26 protein-coding genes are annotated in these 26,879 nt (G+C 65.8%); 6 read left to right on the top strand and 20 right to left on the bottom strand.

Annotated elements, in window-relative coordinates; translation table 11 throughout:
- Positions 1–15 precede the first annotated feature (15 nt).
- Together ACK3BK_RS07220 and ACK3BK_RS07215 are read left to right on the top strand one after the other, a co-directional pair.
- On the top strand, positions 16–912 hold the full coding sequence (locus tag ACK3BK_RS07220) for a bestrophin family protein (RefSeq protein ID WP_186709760.1): 897 nt from the start codon (positions 16–18) through the stop codon (positions 910–912).
- Positions 913–1,030: 118 nt separating this feature from the next.
- Complete coding sequence (locus ACK3BK_RS07215) at positions 1,031–1,918, top strand: LysR family transcriptional regulator (RefSeq protein ID WP_411383996.1); 888 nt, start codon at positions 1,031–1,033, stop codon at positions 1,916–1,918.
- 142 nt (positions 1,919–2,060) lie between these two features.
- Here ACK3BK_RS07215 and ACK3BK_RS07210 read toward each other — a convergent pair whose 3' ends face one another.
- Positions 2,061–2,951, bottom strand: coding sequence for a LysR family transcriptional regulator (locus ACK3BK_RS07210; protein ID WP_288377754.1), 891 nt, complete (start codon positions 2,949–2,951; stop codon positions 2,061–2,063).
- Positions 2,952–3,106: 155 nt separating this feature from the next.
- On the opposite strand from ACK3BK_RS07210, the gene ACK3BK_RS07205 reads away from it, so the two are divergent.
- The 3 genes from ACK3BK_RS07205 (at position 3,107) to ACK3BK_RS07195 (ending at position 11,337) form a co-directional block, all read left to right on the top strand.
- Entirely contained in the window at positions 3,107–3,847 is a 741-nt protein-coding gene (locus ACK3BK_RS07205; protein ID WP_411383995.1) for an SDR family oxidoreductase, read from the top strand.
- Positions 3,848–4,764: 917 nt separating this feature from the next.
- Positions 4,765–7,617 (top strand): winged helix-turn-helix domain-containing protein, encoded by a 2,853-nt coding sequence (locus tag ACK3BK_RS07200; protein ID WP_411383994.1) that lies wholly within the window; start codon positions 4,765–4,767, stop codon positions 7,615–7,617.
- Between the two features lie 165 nt (positions 7,618–7,782).
- Positions 7,783–11,337: a hypothetical protein gene (locus ACK3BK_RS07195; RefSeq protein WP_411383993.1), complete on the top strand. Its 3,555-nt coding sequence runs from the start codon at positions 7,783–7,785 to the stop codon at positions 11,335–11,337.
- Positions 11,338–11,461: 124 nt separating this feature from the next.
- On the opposite strand, the gene ACK3BK_RS07190 is transcribed toward ACK3BK_RS07195, so the two are convergent.
- From ACK3BK_RS07190 to ACK3BK_RS07130, 13 genes are read right to left on the bottom strand one after another with little or no spacing between them, the layout of a single operon-like run.
- Positions 11,462–12,508 (bottom strand): EscU/YscU/HrcU family type III secretion system export apparatus switch protein, encoded by a 1,047-nt coding sequence (locus ACK3BK_RS07190; protein ID WP_411383992.1) that lies wholly within the window; start codon positions 12,506–12,508, stop codon positions 11,462–11,464.
- A complete protein-coding gene (sctT, locus tag ACK3BK_RS07185; protein WP_186666929.1) occupies positions 12,501–13,319 on the bottom strand; it encodes a type III secretion system export apparatus subunit SctT in 819 nt (272 codons plus the stop codon). The genes ACK3BK_RS07190 and sctT overlap by 8 nt, the downstream gene beginning before the upstream one ends.
- A gap of 6 nt (positions 13,320–13,325) precedes the next feature.
- On the bottom strand, positions 13,326–13,595 hold the full coding sequence (locus tag ACK3BK_RS07180; protein ID WP_054892864.1) for an EscS/YscS/HrcS family type III secretion system export apparatus protein: 270 nt from the start codon (positions 13,593–13,595) through the stop codon (positions 13,326–13,328).
- 4 nt (positions 13,596–13,599) lie between these two features.
- A complete protein-coding gene (gene sctR, locus ACK3BK_RS07175; RefSeq protein WP_063543624.1) occupies positions 13,600–14,256 on the bottom strand; it encodes a type III secretion system export apparatus subunit SctR in 657 nt (218 codons plus the stop codon).
- A complete protein-coding gene (locus tag ACK3BK_RS07170) occupies positions 14,253–15,281 on the bottom strand; it encodes a FliM/FliN family flagellar motor switch protein (protein WP_411383991.1) in 1,029 nt (342 codons plus the stop codon). The genes sctR and ACK3BK_RS07170 overlap by 4 nt, the downstream gene beginning before the upstream one ends.
- On the bottom strand, positions 15,278–15,751 hold the full coding sequence (locus ACK3BK_RS07165; RefSeq protein WP_186666931.1) for a hypothetical protein: 474 nt from the start codon (positions 15,749–15,751) through the stop codon (positions 15,278–15,280). Before ACK3BK_RS07165 ends, ACK3BK_RS07170 begins: the two co-directional genes overlap by 4 nt.
- 13 nt (positions 15,752–15,764) lie before the next feature.
- The gene (locus tag ACK3BK_RS07160) at positions 15,765–17,024 is read right to left on the bottom strand and encodes a FliI/YscN family ATPase (protein WP_411384450.1); all 1,260 of its coding nucleotides are present in this window, start codon (positions 17,022–17,024) and stop codon (positions 15,765–15,767) included.
- Positions 17,025–17,083: 59 nt separating this feature from the next.
- Positions 17,084–17,674 (bottom strand): FliH/SctL family protein, encoded by a 591-nt coding sequence (locus ACK3BK_RS07155; RefSeq protein WP_186666933.1) that lies wholly within the window; start codon positions 17,672–17,674, stop codon positions 17,084–17,086.
- Positions 17,671–18,297 (bottom strand): type III secretion protein, encoded by a 627-nt coding sequence (locus tag ACK3BK_RS07150; RefSeq protein WP_411383990.1) that lies wholly within the window; start codon positions 18,295–18,297, stop codon positions 17,671–17,673. Before ACK3BK_RS07150 ends, ACK3BK_RS07155 begins: the two co-directional genes overlap by 4 nt.
- Positions 18,294–19,076, bottom strand: coding sequence for a type III secretion system inner membrane ring lipoprotein SctJ (gene sctJ, locus ACK3BK_RS07145; RefSeq protein ID WP_411383989.1), 783 nt, complete (start codon positions 19,074–19,076; stop codon positions 18,294–18,296). The genes ACK3BK_RS07150 and sctJ overlap by 4 nt, the downstream gene beginning before the upstream one ends.
- A gap of 4 nt (positions 19,077–19,080) precedes the next feature.
- Positions 19,081–19,515 (bottom strand): hypothetical protein, encoded by a 435-nt coding sequence (locus tag ACK3BK_RS07140; RefSeq protein ID WP_411383988.1) that lies wholly within the window; start codon positions 19,513–19,515, stop codon positions 19,081–19,083.
- 6 nt (positions 19,516–19,521) lie between these two features.
- A complete protein-coding gene (locus ACK3BK_RS07135; protein ID WP_186666937.1) occupies positions 19,522–19,737 on the bottom strand; it encodes a hypothetical protein in 216 nt (71 codons plus the stop codon).
- A 22-nt stretch (positions 19,738–19,759) separates the two neighbouring features.
- Positions 19,760–20,338: a type III secretion protein gene (locus tag ACK3BK_RS07130; protein WP_411383987.1), complete on the bottom strand. Its 579-nt coding sequence runs from the start codon at positions 20,336–20,338 to the stop codon at positions 19,760–19,762.
- A gap of 112 nt (positions 20,339–20,450) precedes the next feature.
- Between ACK3BK_RS07130 and ACK3BK_RS07125 the strand changes: the two genes are divergently transcribed.
- The gene (locus ACK3BK_RS07125; RefSeq protein ID WP_411383986.1) at positions 20,451–21,236 is read left to right on the top strand and encodes a tetratricopeptide repeat protein; all 786 of its coding nucleotides are present in this window, start codon (positions 20,451–20,453) and stop codon (positions 21,234–21,236) included.
- Between the two features lie 20 nt (positions 21,237–21,256).
- Here ACK3BK_RS07125 and ACK3BK_RS07120 read toward each other — a convergent pair whose 3' ends face one another.
- The 6 genes from ACK3BK_RS07120 to ACK3BK_RS07095 are packed head-to-tail and all read right to left on the bottom strand — an operon-like array spanning position 21,257 to position 26,797.
- Positions 21,257–21,691 (bottom strand): hypothetical protein, encoded by a 435-nt coding sequence (locus tag ACK3BK_RS07120; RefSeq protein ID WP_238348295.1) that lies wholly within the window; start codon positions 21,689–21,691, stop codon positions 21,257–21,259.
- 13 nt (positions 21,692–21,704) lie between these two features.
- Positions 21,705–23,027, bottom strand: coding sequence for a type II and III secretion system protein family protein (locus ACK3BK_RS07115; protein WP_411383985.1), 1,323 nt, complete (start codon positions 23,025–23,027; stop codon positions 21,705–21,707).
- On the bottom strand, positions 23,024–25,165 hold the full coding sequence (sctV, locus tag ACK3BK_RS07110) for a type III secretion system export apparatus subunit SctV (protein WP_411383984.1): 2,142 nt from the start codon (positions 25,163–25,165) through the stop codon (positions 23,024–23,026). Before sctV ends, ACK3BK_RS07115 begins: the two co-directional genes overlap by 4 nt.
- The gene (locus ACK3BK_RS07105) at positions 25,162–25,497 is read right to left on the bottom strand and encodes a tetratricopeptide repeat protein (protein WP_371105658.1); all 336 of its coding nucleotides are present in this window, start codon (positions 25,495–25,497) and stop codon (positions 25,162–25,164) included. Before ACK3BK_RS07105 ends, sctV begins: the two co-directional genes overlap by 4 nt.
- Complete coding sequence (locus ACK3BK_RS07100) at positions 25,497–25,859, bottom strand: hypothetical protein (RefSeq protein WP_186708430.1); 363 nt, start codon at positions 25,857–25,859, stop codon at positions 25,497–25,499. Before ACK3BK_RS07100 ends, ACK3BK_RS07105 begins: the two co-directional genes overlap by 1 nt.
- 8 nt (positions 25,860–25,867) lie before the next feature.
- On the bottom strand, positions 25,868–26,797 hold the full coding sequence (locus ACK3BK_RS07095) for an FHA domain-containing protein (RefSeq protein WP_411383983.1): 930 nt from the start codon (positions 26,795–26,797) through the stop codon (positions 25,868–25,870).
- Positions 26,798–26,879: the final 82 nt, after the last annotated feature.

Here is a 26,879-nt window from a genome sequence, read left to right as displayed (position 1 = left end):
GTCTCTGGAACCGCCTTGATCGTCCATTCCAACACCGACATGCTGCGCATGCTGTTTACCCTGCGCGGCTCGATCGTCAAGCGCATCGCCCTGCGCTGCCTGATGGTGACCCTGCTGGCAGCGCTGATCGTGCTGGTCGAGCGACGCTACCCGGCGCTGTTCTACCCGGTCAGCGCCACGCCCTTCACCCTGCTCGGGTTGTCGCTGTCGATCTTCATGAGCTTTCGCAACAACGCCTGCTACGACCGCTGGTGGGAGGGGCGCAAGGCCTGGGGGCGGATGATCATCGAGACTCGCTCGTTCATCCGCGAAAGCGTGGTGATCGCAGATCCGGCCCTGCGACGTGAGCTGCTGCGCAGCCTGTGCGGCTTCGCCCATGCGCTGAACGCCCGCCTGCGCAACGAGGACGAACTGCGTGGCGCGAAGCCGTGGCTAGCCGAGGGCGCAGTCGGCACCGAGCACAATGTCTGCGACGGCATCCTGCGCCAGATCGGCGCGCACTGCTCGCACCTGGCCACCCAGCAGCACATCAGCGAATTCCGCTATACCCTGCTCGAGCAACGCCTGCTGGGGCTGTCGGAGGTGCAGGCGACCTGCGAGCGGATCAAGGGTACGCCGCTGCCGTTCCCCTACACCCTGCTGCTGCACCGCACCATCTACATCTTCTGCCTACTGCTGCCGTTCGCCCTGGCCCAACCGCTGGGCTGGCTCGCGCCGCTGTTCACCACCATCGTCAGCTACACCTTCCTTGGCCTGGATGCGATCGGCAACGAACTGGAAGACCCGTTCGGCCGCGACGAGAACGACCTGCCCACCGACGCCATGGTGCGCACGCTGGAGCGCGATGTGCTGTCTGCGCTGGGCGAGCCGCTGCCGCCGGTGCTGGAGCCGGTGAAGCATGTGTTGAGCTAGAAACGGCCGCTCACAAGATTTGTCTACACAGGGTTTTTTGCGTCAGGCTAGGGGCCCGGCGCGAGCGTCCAGTCGATAAGACGTGTCGTGCAGTCCTTCTCTATCGTCAGGCCCGACCATGGACATCAAGCAGCTCAAGTTCCTCATCGCCCTCGACCAGACCCGCCACTTCGGCCAGGCCGCCGCGCTGTGCCACATCACCCAGCCGACCCTGTCGATGCGCCTGCGCAACCTGGAGGATGAGCTCGACCTGGTGCTGGTCAAGCGCGGCCAGCGTTTCGAGGGCTTCACCGAAGCCGGCGAGCGCATCCTGGCCTGGGCCAAGACCCTGCTCGCCGCCCACGACGGCCTGCAGGCCGAGGCCGCCAGTTGCCGCGGCCAGGTGGTCGGCAGCCTGCGCCTGGGCACCGTGCCGCTGGCCAGCTTCAACCCGATGGAGTTGCTGCTGCCGCTGCGCGAGAAATACCCCGAACTGCACTTCCAGCTGAGCTCGCTGAGTTCGGAGCAGATCATCGACGGCCTGAGCCGCAACCAGCTCGACCTGGGCATCTGCTACCTCGACCAGGTCAATGTCAGCTTCTTCGATGTGATCGAGCTGGGCACCACCACCATGGGCCTGCTGCACGATACCCGGCACTTGCAGTTCGACACCGAGCAACTGCGCTGGGAAGACCTCGACGGCTTGCCGCTGGGCCTGCTGAGCAAAGGCATGCACTACCGCCAGTCGCTGGACCTGAGCTTTCGCAGCCGCGGCCTGGAACCCCAGGCCGTGCTGGAAAGCGACTCGACCTTCCAACTGATCCAGGCACTCAACGCCGGCATCTGCTGCGCGGTGATGCCGCTGGACTGCGGCCTGGAAGAGCTGAGCGAACACCTGCGCATCATCCCGGTGGCCGACGCCAGCATTCACAGCCCGGTGGGCCTGTTGCTGCGTCGCAGCGAACCGCGCTCGGCCATCGCCGAACAGTGCTTCGACGAAGCACGTGCACTGTTCAGCGCAGGCTGAGCCTGCTCAGCGCTTGGCCAGGCCAAGGGTGCCGAGAAGCAGGGTGTCGCGGGCAAGGGTACGCAGGTGGCTCCGGTCGTTGGGGTTTTCAGCTCGTAAACGCCCGCCACGCCGGTTTATTCCCTCACCGTCGGTCACCCGGTCAGCGACCTTGCCCCAACTGCGCCGCCAACCACTGCGAAAACACCCGCACCCGCGCCGACAGTTGTCGGCTCTGTGGGTACACCACCGACACCGGCATCGGCGGTGGCGGGCAGTCCGGCAACAACTCGCGCAGGCTGCCGGCCGCCAGTTCCTGGACAATCCGGTAGCGCGGGACCTGAACGATCCCCAGCCCCGACAGCGCCGCGCCGGTGTACAGGTCAACGCCGGTCACCGAAACCCTCGCTGGCAACAAACGCTCCACCACCTCACGACCGACCCTGAACTCCAGGGGCACCGCCCTGCCGGTGGCGCTGGACAGGTAATCCACCGCGAAATGCTGCTGCAAGTCGTCCAGCGTCGCGGGCGTGCCGTGTTGCGCGAGGTACTCGGGGCTTGCCACGGTCACCTGTTCAAGGCTGGCGACCTGTCGGCCGATCAACGACGAATCCTGCAGCAGGCCCGCCCGCAGCACGCAGTCCACGCCTTCGCGCACCAGATCGACCAGGCGGTCGTCCTCACCGATGTGCAGGGTGATGTCCGGGTACTGCGCCAAAAACCCACCCAGCGCCGGCATGACGAAATGCTTGGCCAGGGTGCCCTGCAGGTTGACCCGCAGCAGGCCCTTGGGCGGGGCATTGCGAAAGGCGCTTTCGGTCTCCTCGAGGTCCAGCAACAGGCGCACGCATCGGTGGTAGTAGGCCTCGCCATCGTGGGTCATGCGCACATGCCGGGTGGTGCGCTCGAGCAGGCGCACGCCGAGGCGCTGCTCCAGGCGCTTGATCAGGTTGGTGACGGTGGCCCGCGGGATCTGCAGGTCTTCGGCGGCCTGGGAAAAACTGCCGCGCTCGGCGATACGCACGAACACCTGCATTTCCTGGAAGCGATCCATGGACGGGTTCTCCTGGAAGGTGGCGGCTACGCTTGCTTCGCAAGGGAAAAGACGCCAAGGCGATAATTAAAGCAAATGGAACACTGATCGCACCTGCCGCGCAATTATCTTTTTTCGCCAACAGTCCACACTCCTTCCCACACCCACTCAGAAGGATGCCCAGCATGACCTCTCAAGTAGCCTTGATCACCGGCGCCTCGCGCGGCATCGGTGCCGCCATCGCCCGCCGCCTCAGCCGTGACGGCTTCGCCGTGGCGATCAACTACGCCAGCAACGATGACGAAGCCGATGCGCTGGTGAGCGAGATCCGCCAGGCCGGCGGCAAGGCCATCGCCCTCAAGGCCGATGTGTCCAGCGCAGGCCAGGTGCAAACCCTGTTCGACACCCTCGAGCGGCAACTGGGTCGCATCGATGTGCTGGTCAACAACGCCGGCATCCTCAAGGTCGCGCCCCTGGCGCAGACCAGCGACGAGCTGTACGCCCGCAACTTCGCGATCAACACCCAGGGCGTGTTCAACACCCTGCGCGCTGCAGCCACACGCCTGAACGACGGCGGGCGCATCATCAACCTGACCAGCACCACGCTGGCCCTGAAGATGCCAGGCTACGCCATCTACAACGGCACCAAGGCCGCGGTCGAGGCCTTCACCCAGGTGTTCGCCAAGGAGCTGCGCGGTCGCAACATCACCGTCAATGCCGTGGCCCCTGGCCCGGTGGAAACCGATATGTTCCTGGCCGACAAGACGCCCGAGCAGATCCAGGCCGCCACTCAGGCTCCGCCCCTGGGCCGCCTGGGCCAGCCAGAGGATATCGCCGGTGTCGTCGCCTTCCTCGCCGGCCCCGACAGCGGCTGGGTCAACGGCCAGATCCTGCGTGCCAACGGCGGCGTGGCCTGAGCAGCCGATAACGCCGCCCCACGTCCCTGATCTTCCCGCCTTTCTACACCCCGGCCCCCGGGGTGTTGTCATGCGTGGCGGTTTGTCGCCACGACCTGTTGTGGTGCAAAAAAAATGATGGCCCGCGTAACGTTTTCGAGCAATTACTCGAAACTTCCAAACTTTCCCAATAAAAACAGCCAATAACAAACTGCGTGCGCATGACTGTTTGCGAAAGACGACCGCAAACCCTACCGCAAACCCGCCATTTGTTTCATGACAAAGATGACAACTGCGAATGTGTTCACAAACTTCGCGATGGCGGATTACCGCCAACTAATAAACTACACAAAAGGATGATCTAAATAGTATCCATAGGGGGTCAGTTTATCCCCGCCCAACAATGAATCGCGCCGTGGCTGCGCATCGCGCACACACTTAACACCCTTTGCCAGGTATGGCGGGGAACCGCCAGGCGCTATTCGGCTTTTTGTCAGTACACACCGTCATGATCCGTACAGCCCGCGATTTACAATGCCTCCATTCGCCGTCGTCGTCCTGCAAAGTACGCCCGCGACCTCACTCATTCGGCAACCCGAACGCCATACGAATGAAACATTCGGAATTCCGAATAAAACCACGACCGACCTCGGCAGTGCGCATCGTTTCGCGAAAGTTCAAGGACGCCCGTTACCTGATAATCATCGGATCCATGGCACGGTACTTGCCAGAATTTGATCCGCTGCGGAGTCCTTCCGCGACGTGCCTTGCGAAACATGAACGAACAATGACAAACGAATGGCCCTTGGCTATCGAAGTTCGCCCGTGCCGCCAAGACAGACCTTTACGTCGGATCGCGCTGTTTATCCTGAACATGTGAAACAACAAAGGCGCCCTTCAAGACCGCCAATAACTAACTCATTCATAAAGGTTTAATCATGCCCCTGACCAAGACCAAGCCCGGAAAGATTGTCGCCCTGGACGCCCTGGATACCCCTGATCCGGAAAACGCCCTGTGCTTTGGGTCCTTCGTGCTATACCCCCAGCAGCATCTGCTGTTCAAGGACGGGGAGCTGGTGCAGTTGGGCAGCCGTGCGCTGCAACTGCTGGTCACGCTGGCGAGCCGAACCGGCGAGCTGTTGGAAAAGAACGAGCTGCTGGCGCTGGTCTGGCCCAAGGTCGTCGTCGAGGAATGCAACCTGCGCGCGCAGATGACCACCCTGCGCCGAGTGCTTGGCGAAGAAGGCGACTTCACCTACATCGTCACCGTACCGGGCCGCGGCTATCGCTTCGTGGCCCCGGTGACCATCCGTGAAATGGCGCCACAACCCCTGCTCGCAACGAAGACCGGCAACGATCTCCCGAGCCTTGGCAGCAGCGTCATCGGCCGCGACGACATTCGCCAGAGCCTGGCCGAAACCCTGCGCAGCCGCCGCCTGCTCACCCTCACCGGCACCGGCGGTATCGGCAAGACCACCCTGGCACTGACGCTCGCCCACGCCATGGCCGAAGACTTCAGCGAGGGGCGCACCTTCGTCGACCTCACCGAGGCTGACCAGCCTGCCTGCGTCGCCGACATGGTGGCGGCGGCCCTGGGCATCGATAGCACCGCACAAGACGCCGTGGCACTGATCGCCTCCCTGCTCGACGAAGCCCGCCACCTGCTGATCCTGGACAACTGCGACCACGTGCTCGAAGCCACCGCGACCCTGGTCGAAGCCCTGCGGCAACAGGCGCCGGGCTGCCATATCCTGGTCACCAGCCGCGAAGCCCTGCACGCCGAAGGCGAATGCGTCCACGAGGTCGCGCCGCTGCCCTGCCCCGCAAACGATCACGTGCTGTGCGCCGCCCAGGCCCTGCTCAGCCCCGCCGTCCAGTTGTTCGTCGAACGTGCCGCAGCGCACGACACAGACTTTGCCTTCGGCGATGCCGACGTGCCGGCGGCGCTCGCACTGTGCCGCACCCTCGACGGCAATCCGCTGGCCATCGAGATCGCCGCCAGCCACGTCCGCGCCTTTGGCCTGGCCTATCTGGTCGAACTGCTCGATGGCGACTTCCGCCTGCAGATGGCCGGCCGGCGTACCGCCCTGCCCCGCCACCGCACCCTGCAAGCCTCGCTGGAGTGGAGCCACGCCCTGCTGTGCACGCAGGAGCAGGCGATGTTCCGGCAGTTGTCGGTGTTCACCGGCAGCTTCACCCTCGCCGCCGCCAAGGCGGTGGTCGAGGTCCAGCCAGGTCCGTTCCAGGACACCGCCTGGCTGGTGGAAAGCCTGATGGACAAGTCGCTGCTGGTGGCCGCAGGCGCGCAACCGATCAAGCGCTACCGCCTGCACCACACCGCCCGCGTGTACGCAGCGCAGCAGCTGGCCCTGCATGACGAGACCGCCGCTATCGCCCAGCGCCACGCGCAATACACCCTTCAGGAGCAACGCCGTGCGGTGCAAGACCTGGAGCGCCTGGACAGCGACAGCTGGCTGGCCCTGCACAGCCCCGGCAGCGACAGCGTACGCAGCGCCTTGAACTGGTGTTTCAGCGACCAGGGCGACGCCTGCCTCGGCGTCGAACTCACGCTGATGAGCGTGCCGCTGTGGCTGCGCCTGTCACGGGTCGACGAATGCCACGCCTGGGTCGACCGCGGCCTGCGTTTCGAGGCCATCACACCTCGCCAGCGCATGCTCCTGCTGACCCTCTCGGCCAGCGTCATGGCCCTGACCCGCGGTGCCGGGCAGTCGATCCGCGACGCCTGGCAGCAGGTGATCGAAGACGCCCGTACCCTGGGCGACACCGAGCATGAACTGCGCGGCCTGTGGGGCCTCTGGCACGACCACTGCTGCAGCAACCAGCACGCCGAGGCGCTGGACCTGGCCAACCAGTACATCCAGCTCAGCGAACGCACCGGCATCCTTGAGCGGCGCATGCTCGGCCGACGCATGCGTGCAACGCCGCTGTTCCAGATGGCCGACTTCGATGGCGCCCGCCAGGCGATCAGCGAAGCCCTGAGTTTCCCGATGATGCCCCGCGCCCACGTCATCGACAGCCACTTCGACCAGGGGATCGCCGCGCGCTCGCTCAAGGCCCAGGTGCAGTTGCTGCAAGGCCAGGTCGGTCAGGCCCTGCTGACCATCGAGGCCAACGTCGAGGCGGCGTTGACCCAGCACCACCCGGCCAGCCTCTGGTACACCCTGAGCCTGAGCGCGATCCCCATCACCCTGCTGGTCGGCCACGAAAAGCGCAGCCGCGAGTTTCTTGCCCGCCTCAAGGACAGCCTGGGGCACCACGAGATGCCGGTATGGCGCCTGTTCGCTCGGTGCTTCGAGCACATCCTGCTGATCCGCCAGGGCAATGCCGAAGATGGCGTGCGCGGCCTGGGCGAAGCACTCGACCAGCTCCACGCGATCGGCGACAGCCCGCTGTACAACCTGGTGCGCAGCGAGTATGCCCAGGGCCTGGCGCAACTGGGCCTGGAGCAGTTGGCCATCGAGATCCTCGACCAGACCCTGGCCGTGACCGCGGCCCGCCAGGAGCGCTGGTTCCGCCCCGAACTGTTGCGCATCAAGGCCCAGTTGCTGGCCAGGCCCGACTCGCCCGAACGCCAGGCGCAGGCCCTGGAGCTGCTCAACGAAGCCATGCACGAAGCCCAGGAACAGGGCGCGCGCTTCTGGGCCGGACGCATCACCGCTAGCCTGTCGCAGTTGACCAGCCAACCGGAAGAAGCCCCCAGGCGCACCAGCCAAGCCTGGGATCAACGCCGTCAGGAGCGCCTGGTCAACACACAGTTTTCACACACGTGAAACCTTGTTGTAACTTGCCAAGGTTGTGCGTTTCAAAGGTCGAGGTCGCCTAGGATCAGACTTCCATGAACCTTTGATGTCGGTCGCGCAACCTGGTCGCCCAGCAACGAAATCGTCTGAGGCTGCGGGGCTGCGCTTGCCGCCGTCCTCGCCCCGGACCGTGCAATGATCAACAGACCCGAAGCCCCCTCCAGCAGCAGCCCCTCCTCCCCCTCCGACACCGCCGGCCTTTTCGACAGCGTCCTCGACAGGGCCCGCCTGCTGCTCAGCGATCCGGGCGCGGAGAAACCCTTCAAGCCCAAGGTCCTGGCGGCCAACGACAATGCCGGCGTATCGCATGACAAGCCCCCCCACGCCGACAGCTACAAGGACATCACCGAACTGCCGGAAACCCTCGACATCGCCAAGCTGAAGATCGTCGCCCAGGACAAGGATAACGGGGTCATCTACTTCGAACACGGCGGCACCAAGTACCAGATCAGCGAGAAGGCCGCGCAGCAGGCCCAGCCCGGCTTCGAGACCTTCGAGAACCTGCGTTTCGGTCACGCCGTGCCAACCCGCGAAGACCGTGGCCCGAACCACGGCACCCAGCTCTACAATCTGCTCGACACCCTCGCCGAGACCCAAGGTACGCCGGCCCACGACCTGATCGTCGCCGGCCTCGCAGGCCCCGACCAGACGCTGCTGCGCAAGGACGACAGCAGCTTCCTGCTGGACAACATCCAGTCGGTGGAGCAAGCCGCCGAGGGAGTGCTCAAGGTCAAGCTTACCAATGGCCGCGAAGTGATCATCGCCGAGGGCATCACCCCCGAGGCCTACGCCAGCTACAGCGGCGCCGGCAAGACCCGCCAGGTGCTGGATGAAGCCAAGGCTGCAGGTTACGAACAGGTCACCGGCCTGCCGGCGGGCCTGGACGTGGACAAACTGAAGGTGATCTCCGAAGACAAGGATGCCCACGTCATCCTGTTCGAGCACGACGGCCACAAATACGCCATCAGCCGCGACGACGCCAAGGCCCACGACCGCGGCTACGACTCGCTCGACAGCGTGCCCTCCGCCGCCGCCAACCAGCCCGCCCCGGAGAACCGCGGCAGCCAGCTGTACGACTTCCTGCACGCGCTGGACACGACCAAGGGCACTCCGGCCTTCGACTACATCAAGAACGCCTACAAGCTGCCCGACCAGCACCTGCAGGCCCGCGCCGAAGGCACCCTGGGGATGAGCGACATCAGCAAGGTCGATGCCCCCACCGACGGCATCCTGGTGGTCACCAAGGCCGACGGCAAGCTGGTGGTGGTGTCGCGCGATGTCTCCCCTGAAGCCTTCCTCGACTACAGCACCAAGGGCCAGACCCTCGCCGGCCTGGAAAAGGCCAAGGGCGACGGCTACACCAAGGCTGGCCCGGACGACTACCTGGCCTCGACCGAGGACATCATGAGCGTCGGCGGCGTCGGCGACTACGGCCCGGGCCTGATCGCCTTCACCCAGCGCAAGCCCGGCGGCGAAGAGCAGAAGATCATCGTGTCGCAGTTCGACAATCCGCAGATGTTCGAACAGATCGCCGACTACCGCAGCACCATCGCCGAACAGGTCACCGACGTCGACAAGCTGCGCGCCGACCATGGCCTGCCGCCGCTCAAGGACGTGTCGGTGGACGAGCTCGCCACCACCGAGAAGGATGATGACGGCCAGCCGCTGTCGGTGCGCGACCTGGCCATCCGTGACCTGGTCGATGGCTACCGCGCCGGGATCAAGGACGGCAGCATCGCCAAGGACGATCCACGGGCCAAGCTGGTCCGGGCGCTGGAAGCCAAGAGCATGTCCGACCACGGCATGTCGATCATCCCCGAGCACGGCTTCGGCAACCATGGCAGTGCCAGCGACCCGATCACCGTGACCTCGCGCGATGTGCGCGACGAGATCTTCGATGCCAAGGCCATCGACGCCCAGCTCGGCGAACTGCTCGGCGATCCGACCATCGTCGCCGACCTCAAGAGCAAGCACGACGCCGCCCTCGGCAAGGTCGAAGGCGGCTCGGCGAAAGTCGACGAAACCCGCCAGAAGCTGCTCGACAGCACCTCGTCGGAGAACTTCGTCAAGTACATCAACGACCTGCAGGCCAACGGCCAGACCGAGCTTGCCACCAGTGAAATCCGCAGCGCCTACGCAGGGCTCGCCGACATCGATCCGGCCAAGGCCGACCAGTTCCTGCAGAACCTGCAGATCGACGGCTACACAATGGAACTGGACAAGCTGATCGCCGACCCCAGCAAGATCTCCGACGACAACACCGCGCTGGCCACCACCGACCAGACCCTGCTCATGCTCCAGGCGCTCAAGGCCGGCGGCGACGGGATCCCGCGCCGGTCCCTGGCGACCTACGAGAAGTTCGTCGAGATGCTGCTCAAGGACAAGGACATGGCCACCGATTTCGGCAAGGTCATGAGCAACCTGGGCGACACCTGGCAGGCCAACGGCAAGATCACCCTCGACGACATCAACAAGGCGGTCAGCACCGAGCTGATGCCGAACCTGAGCGCGGAAAACCGTGGCGCCTTCGTCAAGACCTTGTCCTTCCTCAGCGACAATGGCGTGCTCGGCTCGATGGGCGGGGCGATCTCTCTGGGTCGGGCGATCTATCAGCTGGCGGGCAAGGGCGGCACGCTGGCCGACACCCCACGCGAACGGGCCGGCATCGCGAACGACTTCATCGGCTTCCTCAGCACCGGTTCGCACTTCGCCACCCTCGGAACCAAGGCCTTCGACAAGGCGTTCGGCACCAACGCCTACAAGCTGATGGGCCTGGACCGCTCGGTGCCGACCATCTGGAGCAAGCCTGGCACTGCGGGGCCCGAGATCCCGCGCAGCGTGCAGGACGTGCAGAACCAGTACTACAACATCATCGACGACGCCATGGCCGATGGTAAGGATGTCGGCAAGGCGCTCAACGGCCAGCCGTTCGACGAAGCCACGATGAACAAGCTGCACCAGGGCATTGAGAGCGGCATCGAAAAACGTGGCGGTGTCGTCGGTGCAGGCAAGATCGCGCGCTTCGCTGGCAGCGCGATCAAGGTCATTGGCGCAGGTGCCGACGTGGTTGGTGGGGTAATCGGCGTGGTCATGGGTGGCCTGACCATCCGCGACGGTGTGCGTGAAAAGGACCCTATCAAGATCGCCTCCGGTTCCTTGTCGGTCGCAGGGGGCGTCAGCAGCCTGTTCGGTGCAGCCGGCAGCGTCGCCGGGGTGTTCGGTATCACCGGGCGCCTGGTGCCCCTGCTGGGGCCGGTGGGCTTCCTGTTCTCCGGGGTGTTCTCCTTCGTCGGTGCGATTCTCAACGACGTCAAGTCGCACAAGCTGCACAAGATCTCTTTGCAAAACTGGGACCAGATCCAGGACTTCAAGCAGGACGGCCTGCTCAAGCCCAAGGGCGACGAGGCTTATGTGTGGCTGCAGACCTACCTTTCCGATTGGGGCCAGCGCGACGCGCCGGGCGATCGCAGCATCTTCGACTTCCGCAAGGAAGAGTGGGATGCCCGCTCGAGCATCCGCGGCGACCATCGCGTCGATCATCCGGACTACATCGGCGACGGCAACAACCGCCGTTCGGAAGACTACAAGTACTCGCTCAAGCCCTCGGACTGGATCGACGACAACGGCAACATCATCTCGATGGTCGGTGATGGTTACGGCGGGCCGTACAAGCCGGTGGATAACGGCTGACCTGTAGGAGCGGGCTTGCCCGCGAAAAGTACACCGCGATGCATGGCACCGGCTATGCCGGTGTTCGCGGGCAAGCCCGCTCCTACAAAAGCAGTGAACACATGGCACCGGCTACACCGGGGGATCAGATCAACCGCGCAGCCACCAACAGATCAGCCACGGTCTGGAAGGTGCTGTCCGGCACCGGATCCCCCGCCACGGTGCGCCGGGCAAGCTCCGCTGCCAGGCGGGCATCCATGGCATGGGCGATCCCCAGTTGCGCCGCCTCGGCCAGCATCCGCGCACTGTCTTCAGGCTCTGCCTGACACACCACCACCGGCACCGGGGTCTCGCCGCGCACATAGCGCAAACCCACCACCCAACCACCCGCCACCCCCACCATCAACGACGCCCGGCCCAGCCCCAGCTTGGTCGCCATGGCCTGCATTTCCTGGCGCTGGCGGCGCAGCTCGCGCTTGATCAACGGATCGCCATCGATATCCTTGCGCTCGCGCTTCTGCTCGCTGCGAGTCATGCGCATGTCGCGGCCGAACAGCCAGCGCTGCATCAGCACATCCGCCGCCCCCAGCACCAGAAACGCCGCCAGCACCGTGAACACCAGCGGCTTGAGCACCAGCAGGAAGGTCGACTGCAGGCACTCAGGCCCACACCGCGACGACTCCATCAGCGCCTGCAGCGCATGGCGCCCGACCACATAGAACGCCAGCCCCAGCAAGTGCACCTTCACCAGGCCCTTGAGGAATTCCACCACGTTGCGCATGGCGAAGATCCGCTTGAAGCCCTCGGCCGGGTTGATGCGCTTGAAATCCGGCTTCAGCGGCTCGACCGAGAACACCAGCCCGCGCATGGTCACCAGGTTGGTCAGCACCACGGCCGTCACCGTCACCGCCATCACCGGCAGGGTGATGCCGATCAGCAGTTGCTCGGCGGTATCGAGCAGGCGCGGCCACACCGTGGCGAAGGGTTCGATGTAGATCTGCGCGGTCAGGTCCACCAGTGCCGTGACCTGGGCCTTGGCCCGTGGCGCGAGGATGGCGATGCACAGGGTGCAGAGCAGGATCACCACCCCCGACACCAGGTCCTGGCTCTTGGCGACCTGGCCCTTCTTGCGTGCATCCTTGAGCTTCTTGTCCGTTGCCGGCTGCGACTTCTCTTCGCTGGTGTCAGCCATTACCCCCCTCCACCAGGCTCTGCAGCACCCCGACCGTGCCGCGAAACTCCGCAAGCTGATCGAGCATCAGCGGCACCAGGAAGCCGATGTAGACCACCATCAGAAGGGTGAAGAACAGGTTCTTCACCGGCAGCGACAGGTCGAAGATGTGCAGGCTCGGCGCCATGCGCGAAAGGTAGGCGAGCATCAGGTCGGTGATCAGCAACGAAATCAGCAACGGCGACACCATCAGCACCCCGATGCGCATCACCTGGTCGAGGATCGACAGCACCGCCGTCAGCGCGGAACCGGCGAACAACGGCGTGAACTGGGTCACCGGCCATAACTGGTAGCTGTGCAGGTAGCCATCGACCATGAGGATGAAACCACCCGACATGAAATACAGCGCGATCAGCATCACGGTGAGCAAGGTCGCCATCACCCCGGATTCACCCGACGACAGCGGATCCACCAGTTGCGCCATGGTCGAGCCCCGCTGCAGGTCGATCAGCTCCCCCGCCACTTCTGCCGCCCAGAACGGGATGCCGAACAACAGACCGACCACCAACCCGACCAGGAACTCCTTGATCAGCAAGCCCGCCAGCCAGAATCCGCCAAGCTCAGGCGAGGCGGTAAAGGCCGAGAACACTGGCAGGAACATCGGCACCGAAATCGCCACGGCGGCGCAGGTGCGGATCATCCCGGTCAGGCCCAAGCGGTTGAAGGCCGGGGTGATCACCACCACGCCCATGGCACGGGCCGTGGAGAGCGCGGCCGAGCTGATCACCGGGTAGGCGATCTCCAGAAAGGCATTGACGAAACCTGCGTCCATGCCCGGTCAGCGCGTCCACAGCGCGAAGTTGTCCAGCACCTGGTTGCCCAGCCCCATCACCTGCCCGGCCAGCAGCGGGCCAACGAAGACGATCAGCAGCAGCACCGCCACCAGCTTGACCACTTGCGGCAGGGTCTGGTCCTGGATCTGCGTCAGTGCCTGCAAGAGGCCCACGCTCAGGCCGACGATGATCGCCACCCCCAGCGCTGGCGCCGACAGCAGCAACACCGTCATCAGCGCCTGCTTCATCAACGAAAGGAACACGTCCTGTCCCATCGGCTCAGCTCCCGTAGCTCAGAATCAGACCATGCATCAAGCGCGACCAGCCGCTCAGCGCAACGAAGAGGAACAGCTTCAGCGGTATCGAGATCAGCGTCGGCGACACCATCGACATGCCCATCGCCATCAACACGTTGGATACCAGCAGGTCGACCACCAGGAAGGGGATGTACAACAGGAAACCGATCTCGAACGCCCGCGTCAGCTCTGAGCTGACGAACGCCGGGATCAGCACCACCAGATCGTCGTCGCGCAACTCGGCCCGGGCCTCTTCGGACCACACGTTCTGCGTGGCCTGCACGAAGAAGCCGCGCTCGCTCTCGTTGGCGAAGCGCGACAGGTGCGCCTGCAAGGGTGGCCTGATCGCCTCGCCCAGCTCCTTGAGCTGCTCGGCGTTCTCCAGTTGCAGGCCGTGGCTTTGCGCGGCCCGGTACATGTCGCCGATCACCGGCGTGGTGACGTACACCGACAGGATCAGCGCGATGCCATAGAGCACCAGGTTCGGCGGCGTCTGCTGCACACCCAGGGCGTTGCGGATCAGGAACAGCACCACGGAGATCTTCAGGAACCCGGTCAGGGTCACCACCGCCAGCGGAATCAGGCCGATGGAGGCGACGACCAGGATGATCTCGATCAGGTTTGGCTGGTAGCCACTCATGATGCGGCAAAGCTCAGCAGGCGCACGCCCAGGCCGTCGCCGATCTTCACCAATTGGCCCTGGCCGACGCGTCGGCCGTTGATCATCAGGTCGACGCCTTCGTGCATGCGCGGCGCCAGCTCCAGCACGCTGCCCACGCCCAGCTCGCGCAGTTGCGCCAGGCTCAACTCGACGCTGCCGACCTGGCAGACCAGTTTCAGTTGCAGCTCGTCAAGGCTGCTGTCCAGGCTCGGCCCGGTGCCCTGTTCGCTCATGTGTCGCTCCTTCAAGGCAAGCGCGGTGATAGGGGGTTCGAGTAGTTGCAGGCGTCGTCCGTCGCGCTGCACACGGGCCTGCCACTGGTCGTCCAGGTGCAGGCGCAGATGATCGTTCGACCAGGGGTCGAGCATGACCACATCGCCCGGCAGCAGGCTGCGCAGCTCGGCCAGGCTGAGCCAGGCTTCGCCGCCGTCGACGCCCAGCGCCAGCGCCAGGCCACCGAGGTCGTGGGGCATGGGGGTGGCATGCTGTTCCAGCAATAGGGCGATCTCGGCCCAGGTTGCGGCATCGCAGCGCAATTGCACCGCCAGCGCGCTGTCAGCCAGGTGCACCGCCAGGCCAAGGCTCAGCGGCGCCAGCTCGACGCACTGCGTGAGCGCGCGGTCGAGCACGCGAATCGGCTGCGCGAACAACTGCTCCAGCGGCGCGATCAGCGTCAGCAGCGCCTGCTCCAGCAACAGCGCCGCGGGCAGGCTCGGCAGCACCAGCCCCTCGGGCAAGCCGAGCAGATCGAGGGCACGGGCCGGCACGAGCAGCTGCACGGGCGAGTCGCCCAGCGACAGCCACAACTCAAGCTGGGGTTCATCCATCGCCACACCACTCGACGCCCAGGCGACACTCAGCGGCTCCCCGCCCAACTGCCCCTGCCAGGGCTGGCGCGGCCGATGCAGGCGCTGGTGCAGGGCTTGCCAATGCGGGTCAAGGCGCTCCAGGCTGCGCTCGAAGGCCAGCGCGTCGGCGGGCACCTCGGTGGTCTGCAGGGTCAAGGCGTGAGATCCAGCAAGGGGGCAAACAGGTCTTCGCCTTCATCCTGCGCTTCCACGACGCGGCGCTCGCCCAAGGCGTGGCCTTCGACCAGGGAATCCCAGGCATCGGCCTGGCGCTGGCGAGCGACATGGGCCTGACGCAGGCTCTCCTGGGTCTGCTCCTGCTGCTGGTGATAGTCGTGGGCCTCGTCCAGATTACCCAGCAGCGTCTCCTGTTCGTCCTCCAGCTCCGACAGGTGCACTTGCGCGGCAAGCCAGGCCTTGACCGACAGCCCCTCGCTGAAGCGACCGTAGAGTTTTTCTGCCTCGAGCGCGGAGGTTTCCCGCGCCAGGCACAGCCGCTGGCGGGCGTCGTCGAGGGCCGCATGGGTTTGGCGACAGAGCTGGCGCTGCGCGGCCAGTTGCGCCGACGCCCGTTGTTCACGCAATTGGCGCAGGGTCTGCAGGCTTTTCAGTTCGTGACTCTTCATGGGCGCTCCTCATTCATGCCAGCACCTTGCGCATGTGATCCAGGGTTTGTCGGGCGCCGCTCGGCTCCGCCGCCGACTGGCGCAGGAAAGCTTCGATAGCGGCGTGGCGGGCGATCGCTTCGTCCGCCAGTGGGTCGCTGCCGGCGGCGTATTCACCGATGCGGATCAGCATTTCGATATCGTTGCGCCGCGCCATCAGCTCGCGCATGCGCATGGCCAGCTGGCGTTGCTCAGGGCTGGCGACCTGCTCCATCAGGCGGCTGCGGCTGCGCAGCACATCGATGGCGGGAAAATGGTTGCGCTGAGCAAGCTCGGCGCTGAGCACCACATGGCCGTCGAGAATCGAGCGCGCCTCCTCGGCCACCGGATCGGTCGCCGCGTCGCCTTCGGTGAGCACCGTGTACAGCGCCGTGATGCTGCCCCGGGCTGCGGGGCCGGCACGTTCCAGCAGGCGCGGCAGGGCCGAGAAGAACGACGGCGGATAACCGCGACGGGTCGGCGGCTCGCCCACCGCCAGGCCGATCTCGCGCTGGGCGCGGGCGAAGCGGGTCAGGCTGTCCATCAACAGCAGCACGTTGCGGCCCTGGTCGCGGTGATACTCGGCCAGCACCGTCGCCACATAGGCGGCGCGAGCACGCTCGGCGGCCGGCCGGTCGGAGGTGGCGACCACCGCCACGGTGCGCGCGCGGGCCTGGGCATCGAGCTGCACGTCGAGCAGCTCGCGCACTTCGCGGCCACGCTCGCCGATCAGGCCGATCACCACCACGTCGGCATCGGTGTTGCGCACCATGCTGGCGAGCAGCGACGACTTGCCCACCCCCGGCTCACCGAACAGGCCCATGCGCTGGCCACGGCCCAGGGTCAGCAGCCCGTCGATGGCGCGAACCCCCACCGACAACGGCTCGACGATCACCTGCCGGGCGAAGGGTTCAGGCGGCTCGGCCTGCAGCGGATAACGGCGCATCGGCCCCAGCGGCGGCTGGCGATCACCATCGAGGTAATCGCCCATGGGGCTGATGACCCGCCCCAACTGACCATCGCCCACACTCACCCCCAGCGCCTCGCCGGTGGCGGTGATCTCGGTGCGCGTCGACAAGCCTTCGAGCGAGCCGATCGGCGAGAGAATCGCCTCGTCGCCATCGAAACCGATGACCTCTGCCGCCAGGGCGCGACCACTGGACGGGTCGTGCAGGCGGCACAGCTCGCCGATGCGCACCCCGGCGACGCTGGCACGCAGCAACACACCACGAATGCTGCGGATGGTGCCCTTCATCGGCCGTGGCCGGGCATCGCCCAGGCGCGCGTGCAGGCGCGGCAACAACGCTTGCAAGCTCACGGCGTCACCTCGGCGAACGGCAACAGGCTACGGCGCAGCGCCTGCAACTGGGCGTCCAGCCCCAGCTCCACCGAGCCGACCGGGCTGCTCAGGCGAGCCTGACCGGGCTGCAATTGATCATCGGACTCCACGGCGATCGTCGCCAGGCCATCCGTTTCGCCGTGCATGCGGCGGCGCACGGCCTCGACCTCCAGGCGCGGCACGAACAGCGTCAGCGCCTGGTCCTGGCGAAACGCAACCAGCGCCTTGCGTGTGCACAGCACGATGCGCTCGGCGTCCCCCAGGCTCTCCAGCACTTCGCGGGCAATGCCCAGGGCTAAGTCGGCCAGGCTGTTTTCCAGCCCCGCCAGGTAGGCCTCGACCTTGGCGGCAGTGTCGGCCAGCAATTCGCTGACTGCCTCGGCGCCCTTGGCGCGGCCGAGTTCAAAACCCTCGGCGCGGGCCTGCTCCAGCCAGCGGGCGCTGTCTTCACGGATACGTTCGGCCTCATCGCGGGCGGCCTGCAGGTAATCGCGTCCATCGGTCCAGGCCTGGACCTCGGCGGCACGCAGAATGCGCGACGCCGGACGGCTGGGCAACTGACTCATTGCACGCTCTCCCGGTTCTCGGACAACGGCATCAGCAAGGCGGCGACCCGACGCACGATGCCAGGGTCGGCCAACGATGCCGAACCTTCCGCCACAGGCATCGGCAGGCGCAATTGCAGCCAATCGCGCAGGTCGGCGGGCTGCTCGTCGAACCAGGCCTGCACACAGCGCGCACCGTCGTGATCGATGGCGGTCAGCAGGTCGTCAGGCTGGCGCAACAGGTCCATTGCCCCGCCCCATTGCCGATGGGCAATGGCCAGGCCGAAGACCTCATGCCCAAGCCCCTGGCGCAGGTGCTCGACCACCTCGCGACGGATTTCCCGGCCCAAGGTCGCACCGTGCCAGATGGCCCCACACAGGCGCGGCAAACGGGCGAAATCCTGCGGCGCCAGCAGCAACACCGGCAGGTCCTGTTCGGTCGGTTGCGACACCTGATCCAATGGCTGCAACTGGAAGTGCGCCAGCATCAACGCCTGCAGGCGCGCCTGGAAACGCGGCGACTCGATCAATGCCTGGATCTGCGCACCGGCGACGTTCTCGGCGAAACAGCGGCGCAGGTGGCGCCGGTCGACAAAGGCCAGAGGCTGCCCCAGCAGGGCCTGCCATTGGGGCATCAGGCTCATGGCGCCTCCGACAGGCTGTACAGCGCACGACCACGACGCTGCTGCCAGTGTCGCCAGCCCAACAGCCCGGCGAGGGCCAGCGCCACCAGCAGGCTGCCACCGAGCAGCAGACGCGCGCGGGCTGCATCCTGTTCGAGCATCCAGATGCCCATCACGCTTGCCAGGCGCGGCTGGCCGTCGGCTTCGCTCCTGGGGGCCGCAGCCTTGATCGCAGTCACCGACACACCGTCATAGCTGAGCCCGGAAATGCCGTTGGCGACCAGGGTCTTGATCTGCGGGATCAGCGGATTGATGTCGGTGTTGGCGTCATAGCGCACCAGCACCGAGGCCGACGACGGGGAAATCACCCGCTTGAGCAAGTCGTTGTCCGGCAGCACCACATGTACCCGCGCCGAGACGATGCCGTCGATCTGCGAGACGCTGTGCGACAGCTCTTCGCTCAGGGCGTAGACCATCTGCGCACGCTCCTGCACCGGCGAGGACACCAGGCCATTGCTCTTGAACACTTCGCCCAGGTTGGAGAACGACTGCCCCGGCAGCCCGGCCTCGTCGAGGCGGGCCATGGCGTCGGCAAAGCGACGCTCGTCCACCACGATCTTCATCTGGCCGTTGTCCTGGACCTTGCGCGAGGCCGGGATGCCATCGCGCAGCAACACCGCGAGCATGGCATTGGCCTCGCGCTCGCTGAGGTTGCTGTACAAGTCCATGTCACAGGCCTGCAACAGGCTGGCCAGGGCGACGACGATCAGCACACGCAGGGCTCGCCAACGACGGGTCATCGATTCATTGTCCTTTGAGCAGGGTGTTGGCGGAGCCGGAAACCTGGGTCGCGCCACGCACCACCATCTGGGTTTCGATGGAGTAGTCGAACATCCGCCCGAGGGACTCGACGATGTTCGCAACCTGGGTCTCTCCGACCTTGGGCGTGCCCTCGGCGCCCGGCGCCACGAACGGCGACGAGCCCACGGCCGGGCTCGACGATGGCATCGCTGGGCCGCCATGGCTAAGCAACTCGGCCCGAGCGCTGAAGGTGCGCGAACGGTCGATGAAACCATCCAGGCGCTGCATCAGGCTCTCACCGATCTGGTGAGGACTGGCACCTTCAGGCATGCCCTTGGCGCTGTTGGCCATGTGTTCGAAGAGGTTCTGGGAGGCACCAACCCCCCCTTGTCCTCCTGACGGCGGCAGTGCCGCCGTAGTCGCAAGACTGGCTGTCATGGCCGCTTACTCATCGTCGTCCGAGGACTGGGCTTCGTTCAGCATTTCCTGCGCCTTGGGCATGATGATGAACTGCCCGCCGATCATCACGGCCTGGTTCACCAGCGCCTCCTGGAAGCTTGGATCGTCAGAGGCGTCCTGGGATTTGCCGAGCGCAGCATCGAAGCGCGCTTCAGCGCTGCTCGGGGTGCTGCCGGGGGTATCGATCGGGGTAACGGCCATGGGGCTTCTCCTGGTTGGTTTTTCAGTGATCGCTGACGCTGGCGCCGCGGAACACCCGGATACTCCGGGAGGCTGCGGACGTCGCGACGGGTTGGGGTCGGTTGTCGAGGTGCTGCTGGATCATGTTCAGGTAGGCGGGCGGTCCGGACACCAGCAGCTCGTCGCGGTCGGCGCCAGGGCGTTGCGACAACTGGCGGCCGTACACATCGAGGCTTTGCAGGTAGTCGCGCAACTGCTCCAGGTCCAACCCGGGCTGGCGACGGAACAAGCGCGTGGCCACTTCATCGTTGCTATTGATGTAGAGCACGTTGCCGTCGTAGTACCAACCCAGCGCGTTGCTGTCGCACAGCTGGGTGAGGAATTCGCCGGCAGTGCTGCTGCGCAGTGGGCTGCGAGCCTTGCCGCGGACCTTGTCGGACACCACCACGACCTGCTCCAGGTTCTGCCCGAACTCGCTCAGGGCGCCGCGCAGGTCCTGGTCGACCAGGGCGTAGGCATAGGGTTGGGCGAACCAGGCGGGGTCACCCTTGCCTTCATCGCTGCGCGCAGGCAACGACAGCACGACCAGCAACAAACCGATGAGCCAGAGCGAGTTACGCATGGGCAATCACCTCTTTGGCAGAGGTCACAGCTGTGAAATCGTATGAAGCGCAGTCGAATTCACACATCAAGTCGCTAGAATGGCCACTCCGTCGCCCGGTCGAGTCCTTTCCATGCCCAACCGTTTTCCGTCCACCTTGCTTCTGATCGCCAGCACCTTGCTCGGCGCCTGCACCAGCCAGCAACACACTGCCGACGATGGCTACGATCGCCTCATGCACCTGGCGGGCGATCTGCAGCAGCGCGGCGATGCCGCCTCGGCTGCTGCGCTCTACCAGAATGCCGCGCAGCAACCTGGGCGCCATCCCGAAGCCTGGCAGAAGCTGGGCGACACCACGCTGGCCGCGGGCGATGCGCGCGCGGCCGAGCGGGCCTACCAGCAGGCGCTTGAACTGCAGCCGGACAACCTCGACGCCCTGCTGGGGCTGGGCAGCGCCCAACTGCGCCAGGGCAAGCTGGAGCGAGCGGTCACGTCCCTGACCCAGGCGGCCGAACGTGGCAACCGCGCCGATGCCTGGAACCGCCTGGGCATCGCGCAGATCCTGCGCGGCCAGGCAGCGGCCGCCCAAGGGGCCTTCAGCAAAGGCTTGGCGCTGGCGCCGGACGACCTCGACACCCGCTGCAACCTGGCCCTGGCCTACGCCCTGGGCGGTCAGACGCAACGGGCCCTGGACACCGTGCGCGTGGTCGGCCAGTCGCCCCGTGCCCTGCCCCGGCACCAGCGCAACGAACTGCTGGTCACCGTACTGGCCGGCCGCGAGCAGGACGTCGCCGGCCTGCCCCTGGACGATCTCTCCGCCAGCGAACGCCAGACGCTGCTCAACGAAGCCCGGCGCATCAAGGCGATCCCGGATGCCCAGGCCCAGGCCCGCGAGCTGGGCCTGGTGGACGGTCGCTAGCACCTGCACATGCGCGCGTTTCATTGCTTCTCCTGGCGATCGGCGCGCGCTTGCTGTTCATCCTGGCGTCGACGCAGCTCGGCGCGATCGTAACCCTCGATATAGACCTGCGCGGCGCGTCCCACGGGCGCCGCCATGGTCGGGCCGGTCGGCCGCCCCTGGGCCAGGTCGTCCGGCTGCTCGACCATGCGCATCAGCGTGAGGTTGTTGGCGCAGCCCGGCGGCAGCAGCGGCACGAAGTCCTCATCGAGGCCGAAATCATCCTTGCTCGCCGGTTTCAGGCACTCCACCGGCAGGATCTCGGTGCTGCCATTGGCCAGTGTCTTGTGCTGGAAATCCGGTGAATAGGAGACCGGCTCCAGGTGCGTCTGGCAGCCAGCCAGCAGTGCCAATGGCAACAGCCAGCAGAGCCCGGCGGGGGCACTGATCATCGGCTTGGAAAAGATCGATTTCATGGTCACCCCCAAGTCAGTTCATGTAGAAGCCGAACTTGCCGCCACTGCGTGGCCCTGCCGAAGCGGTCGCAGGGCCCGGCAGGGCATCGAGGGGGGTGGCCAGGTCGCGCTCGCGGGTCGGCTGGACCAGGTACGGGGTGATCAGGATCACCAGCTCTGTCTCGTTGCGCTGGAAGCGCTTGGAGCGGAACAGGTTGCCCAGGATCGGCATGTCGCCGAGCATCGGCACCTTGTCCATGTCCTGGCTGCTTTCGCGCTGGAACAAGCCTGCAATGGCAAAGGTCTGGCCGCTGCCGACCTCGACCCGGGTATCGGCACGCCGCACGCGGAACGACGGCACCCGGTAGCCGTTGACGTCGGTGGTGTCCGAGCCCATCAGGCTGCTGACCTCGGGGCGCACCTGCAAGGCGATATGACCGTTGGGCAGCAGCGTCGGGCTGAACAGCAGCGACACACCGAAAGGCTTGTACTCGATGCCCACCAGGTCACGGTTGACCGGCACCGGCACGGGGATTTCGCCGCCCGCCAGGAAGCTTGCGGTCTGCCCGGTCATGGCGGTGATGTTCGGCTCGGCGAGGATCTGCAGCACGCCATTGCTCTGCAGGGCTTCAAGCATCGAATCGATGTTCACGTTGCCCGAACTGAGGCCGGCGCTGATGACATTCGATGCACCGCTGGCGGCGTCGGCGGCAAGGCGACCACCGGTGATCAAGCCAAAGGAAAAGGTGCCGTTGTTGAACAGCGCGTTCCAGCTCACCCCGTAGCGCAGCAGCTCGGAACGCGAGACTTCGGCAAAGCGCACGCGGATGTTGACCTGGGCAGAACCGGCATAGGTCGCGGCGTTGACCGCTGGCACCGGGCTCTGGTTGTCGAGCAGTGCATTGAGGTCACTGGCTTCGCCGACATCCCTGACCAAACCCTTGGCCACCAGCTGATTACCCACGGCGCTGACCTGCGCGCCGCTGGCCGGATGCAGGTCCTGCAGCGGACGGCTGACGCTCTGGGTGGCGTTGTTCACCGACAGGCTCAAGGCCGCCAATTGCTTGCCCGCGTCGTCCAGAGCAATCAGGCTGGTCTGCCCCGGCGCCTTGCCGAACACGTAGATCACCCCGTCGGACACCACTTGCAGGTCGGCGATTCCCGGCTCGGCGACCAGCACCGACGCCACCGGCGCCTTGAAATGCAGCACCCTGCCCTCGCCCGATGCCAGGTCCAGGCGGCCATGGCTGCCGGCCGCGATCTCATCGGCAGTGGCCAGGAAGGACAGCAGCAACCCGACCAGGCCGAGCCACAGCCGGTAATGAAGCACAGCGCCAATGCGTGATGAACCGATCATGAAGCACTCGCCAGAGAAGTGACCGAGGCACCGCTGGTGGAGCGGCGTTGAGAGGTGTCGCCAAGTTCGAGAGTGCCCACGGCCTGCAGGTTGTATTCACCGGCCAGTTCGCGGAACGACAGCACGGCCAGTTCCATGTCGCCACGCTGCACCAGGCGACGCAGGTGGCGGCGCAGTTCCGGGTGCACCAGCAGCACGCTGGTGCGGTCTTCGGGCAGGCGCTCGCAGGCCTGGCGCAGTTGCAGCATCAAGGCGCGGCTGACCTGCTCGGGAATCGCCTCGCGGCCACCGCCCTGGCGACGCATGCCCGTGCGCAACTGCTGCTCCAGTGCCGGCGCCAGCACCAGGGCGCTGATCACCCGGTTGCGGTCGGCATATTGATGGCTGATCTGTCGGGCCAGCGCTGCGCGCAGGTGTTCGGCCAGGTGCGCGGCGTCGGCATCGCGGCCTCCCCAATCGACCATGGCCTCAAGCAAGGCGCGCTGGTTGCGGATCGATACACCCTCTGCAACCAGGTAGCGCAGGGCTTCGGCCATGCGCTGCAACGACAGGTTGCGCAGCACTTCCTTGATCAGCTCGCCATAGCTGCCCTCAATGCTTTCCAGCAGCGCACGGGTCTCCTGGATGCCGAGAAAATCGGCCGCGTAGCGGCGCAGGGTGCGCTCGACCGTCGCCCGTAGCACTTCCTCGGGGAGCATGAAACCGATGCCCGCCTGTTCCAGACGCTCCTGGTGCTCACGAGCGATCCAGTGGGCGCTGCGCGCAGCCAGGGGCGAGTCGGCTTCGATCATCGGCATGTCGAGCAACTGCACATTGACCGGGTCGTCCCTGAGCAGCAGGCAATCGGCAGGCAGTTCACCTTCGCTCACCGGCACGCCTTCAAGTTCGATGACGAAGCGCTGGGCGGCGCTCTTGGCGTCCACATGCACGGCGGCCAGGGGCACATCGATGCCGAGCTCGCCACGGATCTCGTGGCACAGCGCCTCGAAGCGCTGGCGTAGCGGCTGCTCCGGCGCACTGGCCGCAAGGCCCGGCCCCATGACCAGGAGGATACGGCAGTCGAGCGGCTTGCTCGCCGACACGCTGGCCTCCACCGTCGGCACCTGGGGTTCGTCCTCGGCCTCCGGTGTTTGCACAGGCTCAGCCTGCTCGATCGCCTGGCGACGCTTGAGGTAGAACGCCGAGCCAGCCAGCACTGCGGCAAGCACGAAGAACACCGCCGCCGGGAAGCCCGGCAGCAGGCCGATGCCCAGCAGGATCAATGCAGTGAGGAACAAGGCACGATGGCTGGCGCCCAACTGGCGAATGATCTCCGTCCCCAGGTCACCGCTGGCACCGTCGCTGTTGACGCGGGTCACCACGGTGCCGGCCGCCACCGAAATCAGCAGCGCCGGAATCTGTGCGATCAGGCCATCACCAACGGTCAGCAGCGAATAGGTGTGCACTGCGGTGCCGAACGGCATGTCGCGCTCGACCATGCCGATCAGCATGCCGCCCAGCAGGTTCACCGCGAGGATCACCAGGCCGGCGATGGCGTCGCCCTTGACGAATTTCATCGCACCGTCCATGGCGCCGAACATCTGGCTTTCACGCTCCAGGCGCGAACGACGGCGACGGGCTTCGGCCTGGTCGATGTCGCCGTTGCGCAGGTCGTTGTCGATGCTCATCTGCTTGCCGGGCATGGCATCGAGGGTGAAGCGCGCGGCCACCTCGGCAACCCGCTCGGCACCCTTGGTGATGACCACGAACTGCGCCACGGTGATGATCAGGAACACCACCAGGCCGACCACCACCTGGCCGGCGATGACGAAGTCACCGAACGCCTGGACGATATGGCCGGCATCGCCGTGCAGCAGGATCAGCCGCGTGGTGGTGATCGACAGCGACAGGCGGAACAGGGTGCTCAGCAGGATCAGCGGCGGCAGCGCCGAGAACTCCACCGAGTGGTTGATATAGAAAGCGACGACCAGGATCAGCATGCTCAGGGCGATGTTCAGGCCGATCAGGCCGTCGACCAGATAGGTCGGCAGCGGGATGATCATCATCGCGATGGCCATCAGCATGAACGACACGATGATCACGTCGGTGCGCTGGGAGGCCGCACGCGCCAGGCCGTTGAGGCGATCGAGCGGGCTCATCGGGCGGCCCTGCGTGCACTAAGGTAGCGCTTGAAGCACTGGCGCGCTTCGTCCTTGCGCCCGCCGCGCCACAGGGCATGGCTGCGCAGCAGCAACAGGCCGGGTGATTCGCCTTCCTGCTCGGTGAGGCGGTCGAGCGCGTTCAGGGCACGACTGGCGTTGCCGCTGTCGGTGAAGGCCATGGCCAGGTAGCGCAGCAGCGTGCCGTCCTGCGGGGCCATCTGCGCGGCGATCAACAGCATCACCAGCGCGCGCTGGGGCTGACCGCTGCGGCGGTAGAGGTCGCCCAGGCCCTTGAGTAGCTCGATGCTGTCGTGTCGTTCGCGGGACATCATGGTTCCTGCACCTCGGCGCGTTGCTGCTCCAGGGACTGGCGCAGGTGGATCTCTTCACGAAGCAGGTCTTCGGCCAGATCGCGGATCTCCGGTTCGGCATCCAGCGACGGCATGACTTCGTCCAGCAGGTACTGCAGCAGGTCCAGCGCACGGGTGCCGCTGAACAGGTCCGGGTTGATCTCCTCGCCGGCGCACGCTTGCTCGAGCTCTGCGCGCAGCGAGCGGCGACCAGCCACTTCACGCTTGCCCAGCAACGCATCGAAGCGAGCATTGGGGCGCGCCTGCAGCGGGCGCACGGCCTCGACGGAGGGGGTCTTTTCGGTGGAAGACGGCAACAATGGCCGCGGTTCGATCCTCATGCTCGGTCCTATAGGGTCAGGGTGAAGCGTTCTTCACCCCTGGCCAGGATCACCTGGTCGCTGTCGATACGTTCCAGCATCCAGCCGTCGGCCAAGGCCGCGCCGGGATAGAGGCGCTTGCCGCTTTCGCTGATCACATAGGGGTTGTTGCCGAACCACACCGCCTGGAAGCGCACCCGTGGACGGGCGACATCGGCCTGGGCGGTGACCGTGCTGTGCAGCATCACCTGCTGGCCGTAGCGCTGGTCGTAGTCCTGGCGTACGGCGAGCCAGCGCGCCTTCTGCGTCAGGTCCAGGCGCCCTTCGGCCAGCAGTTGCCCGCCTGCTTCGCTGAGCCGTACGCCTTCCAGGCCGTTGACCTGCAGCTGCTGCCCCAGCCATTGATGGGCCTGCGCCAGCGAAGGCAGCTGCGATGCACGCGGCGCAGGCATCACGCTGGCAGCCAGGGGTTTGGGTGGCTCGCCACGCACGGCGTAGGCGAAGGCGCAGATCAGCATCAGGCCCAGCGCCAGCGCAACGTGGGTGCGGGTGAATGCCGAGGCGTTCTGGGGCCGTGCGATCGCGGCAGCGGCGCGCGCGGACTGTTCGTGCTCCAGGCTCAACCGCGCCTCACCCAAGGCGATACGCAGCGGCAACTGGCCGCGATAACCGCTGCCCAGCGGAACGATGATCGCCCGCCCCTGCTGGTCTTCGACCCGCACTTCGCCGCCCACGGCCTCGACTGCGACCTTGCCGTCAGCCAGGCGCAATACCAAGTGGCGGGGCTCGACGCCCGGGTCATTGAGAATGAAGTCGGCATCAGGTGTGCTGCCGAAGGTGTACTGGGCGCCGTCCAGACTGATCCGGCCACCCTGGTGCAGACCCTGGGTGACGCTGAGTACCGGCTTGGAGGCTGTCGCGCCACCGGTGACGGCGGCCAGAGCGGTAAGGGCTGTCATGGGCGGGGCACCACCGTGAATACCACGGGCAACGGCCATTCAGGCCCTTGCCGAAAAATGCGTCGTTGCAAGACATGCGGGC

Source organism: Pseudomonas sp. L7, from assembly GCF_046605565.1.
GTDB lineage: Bacteria > Pseudomonadota > Gammaproteobacteria > Pseudomonadales > Pseudomonadaceae > Aquipseudomonas > Aquipseudomonas wayambapalatensis.
Note: the sequence above shows the minus strand (reverse complement) of the source record. Positions and strands in the feature narration are given on the sequence as shown.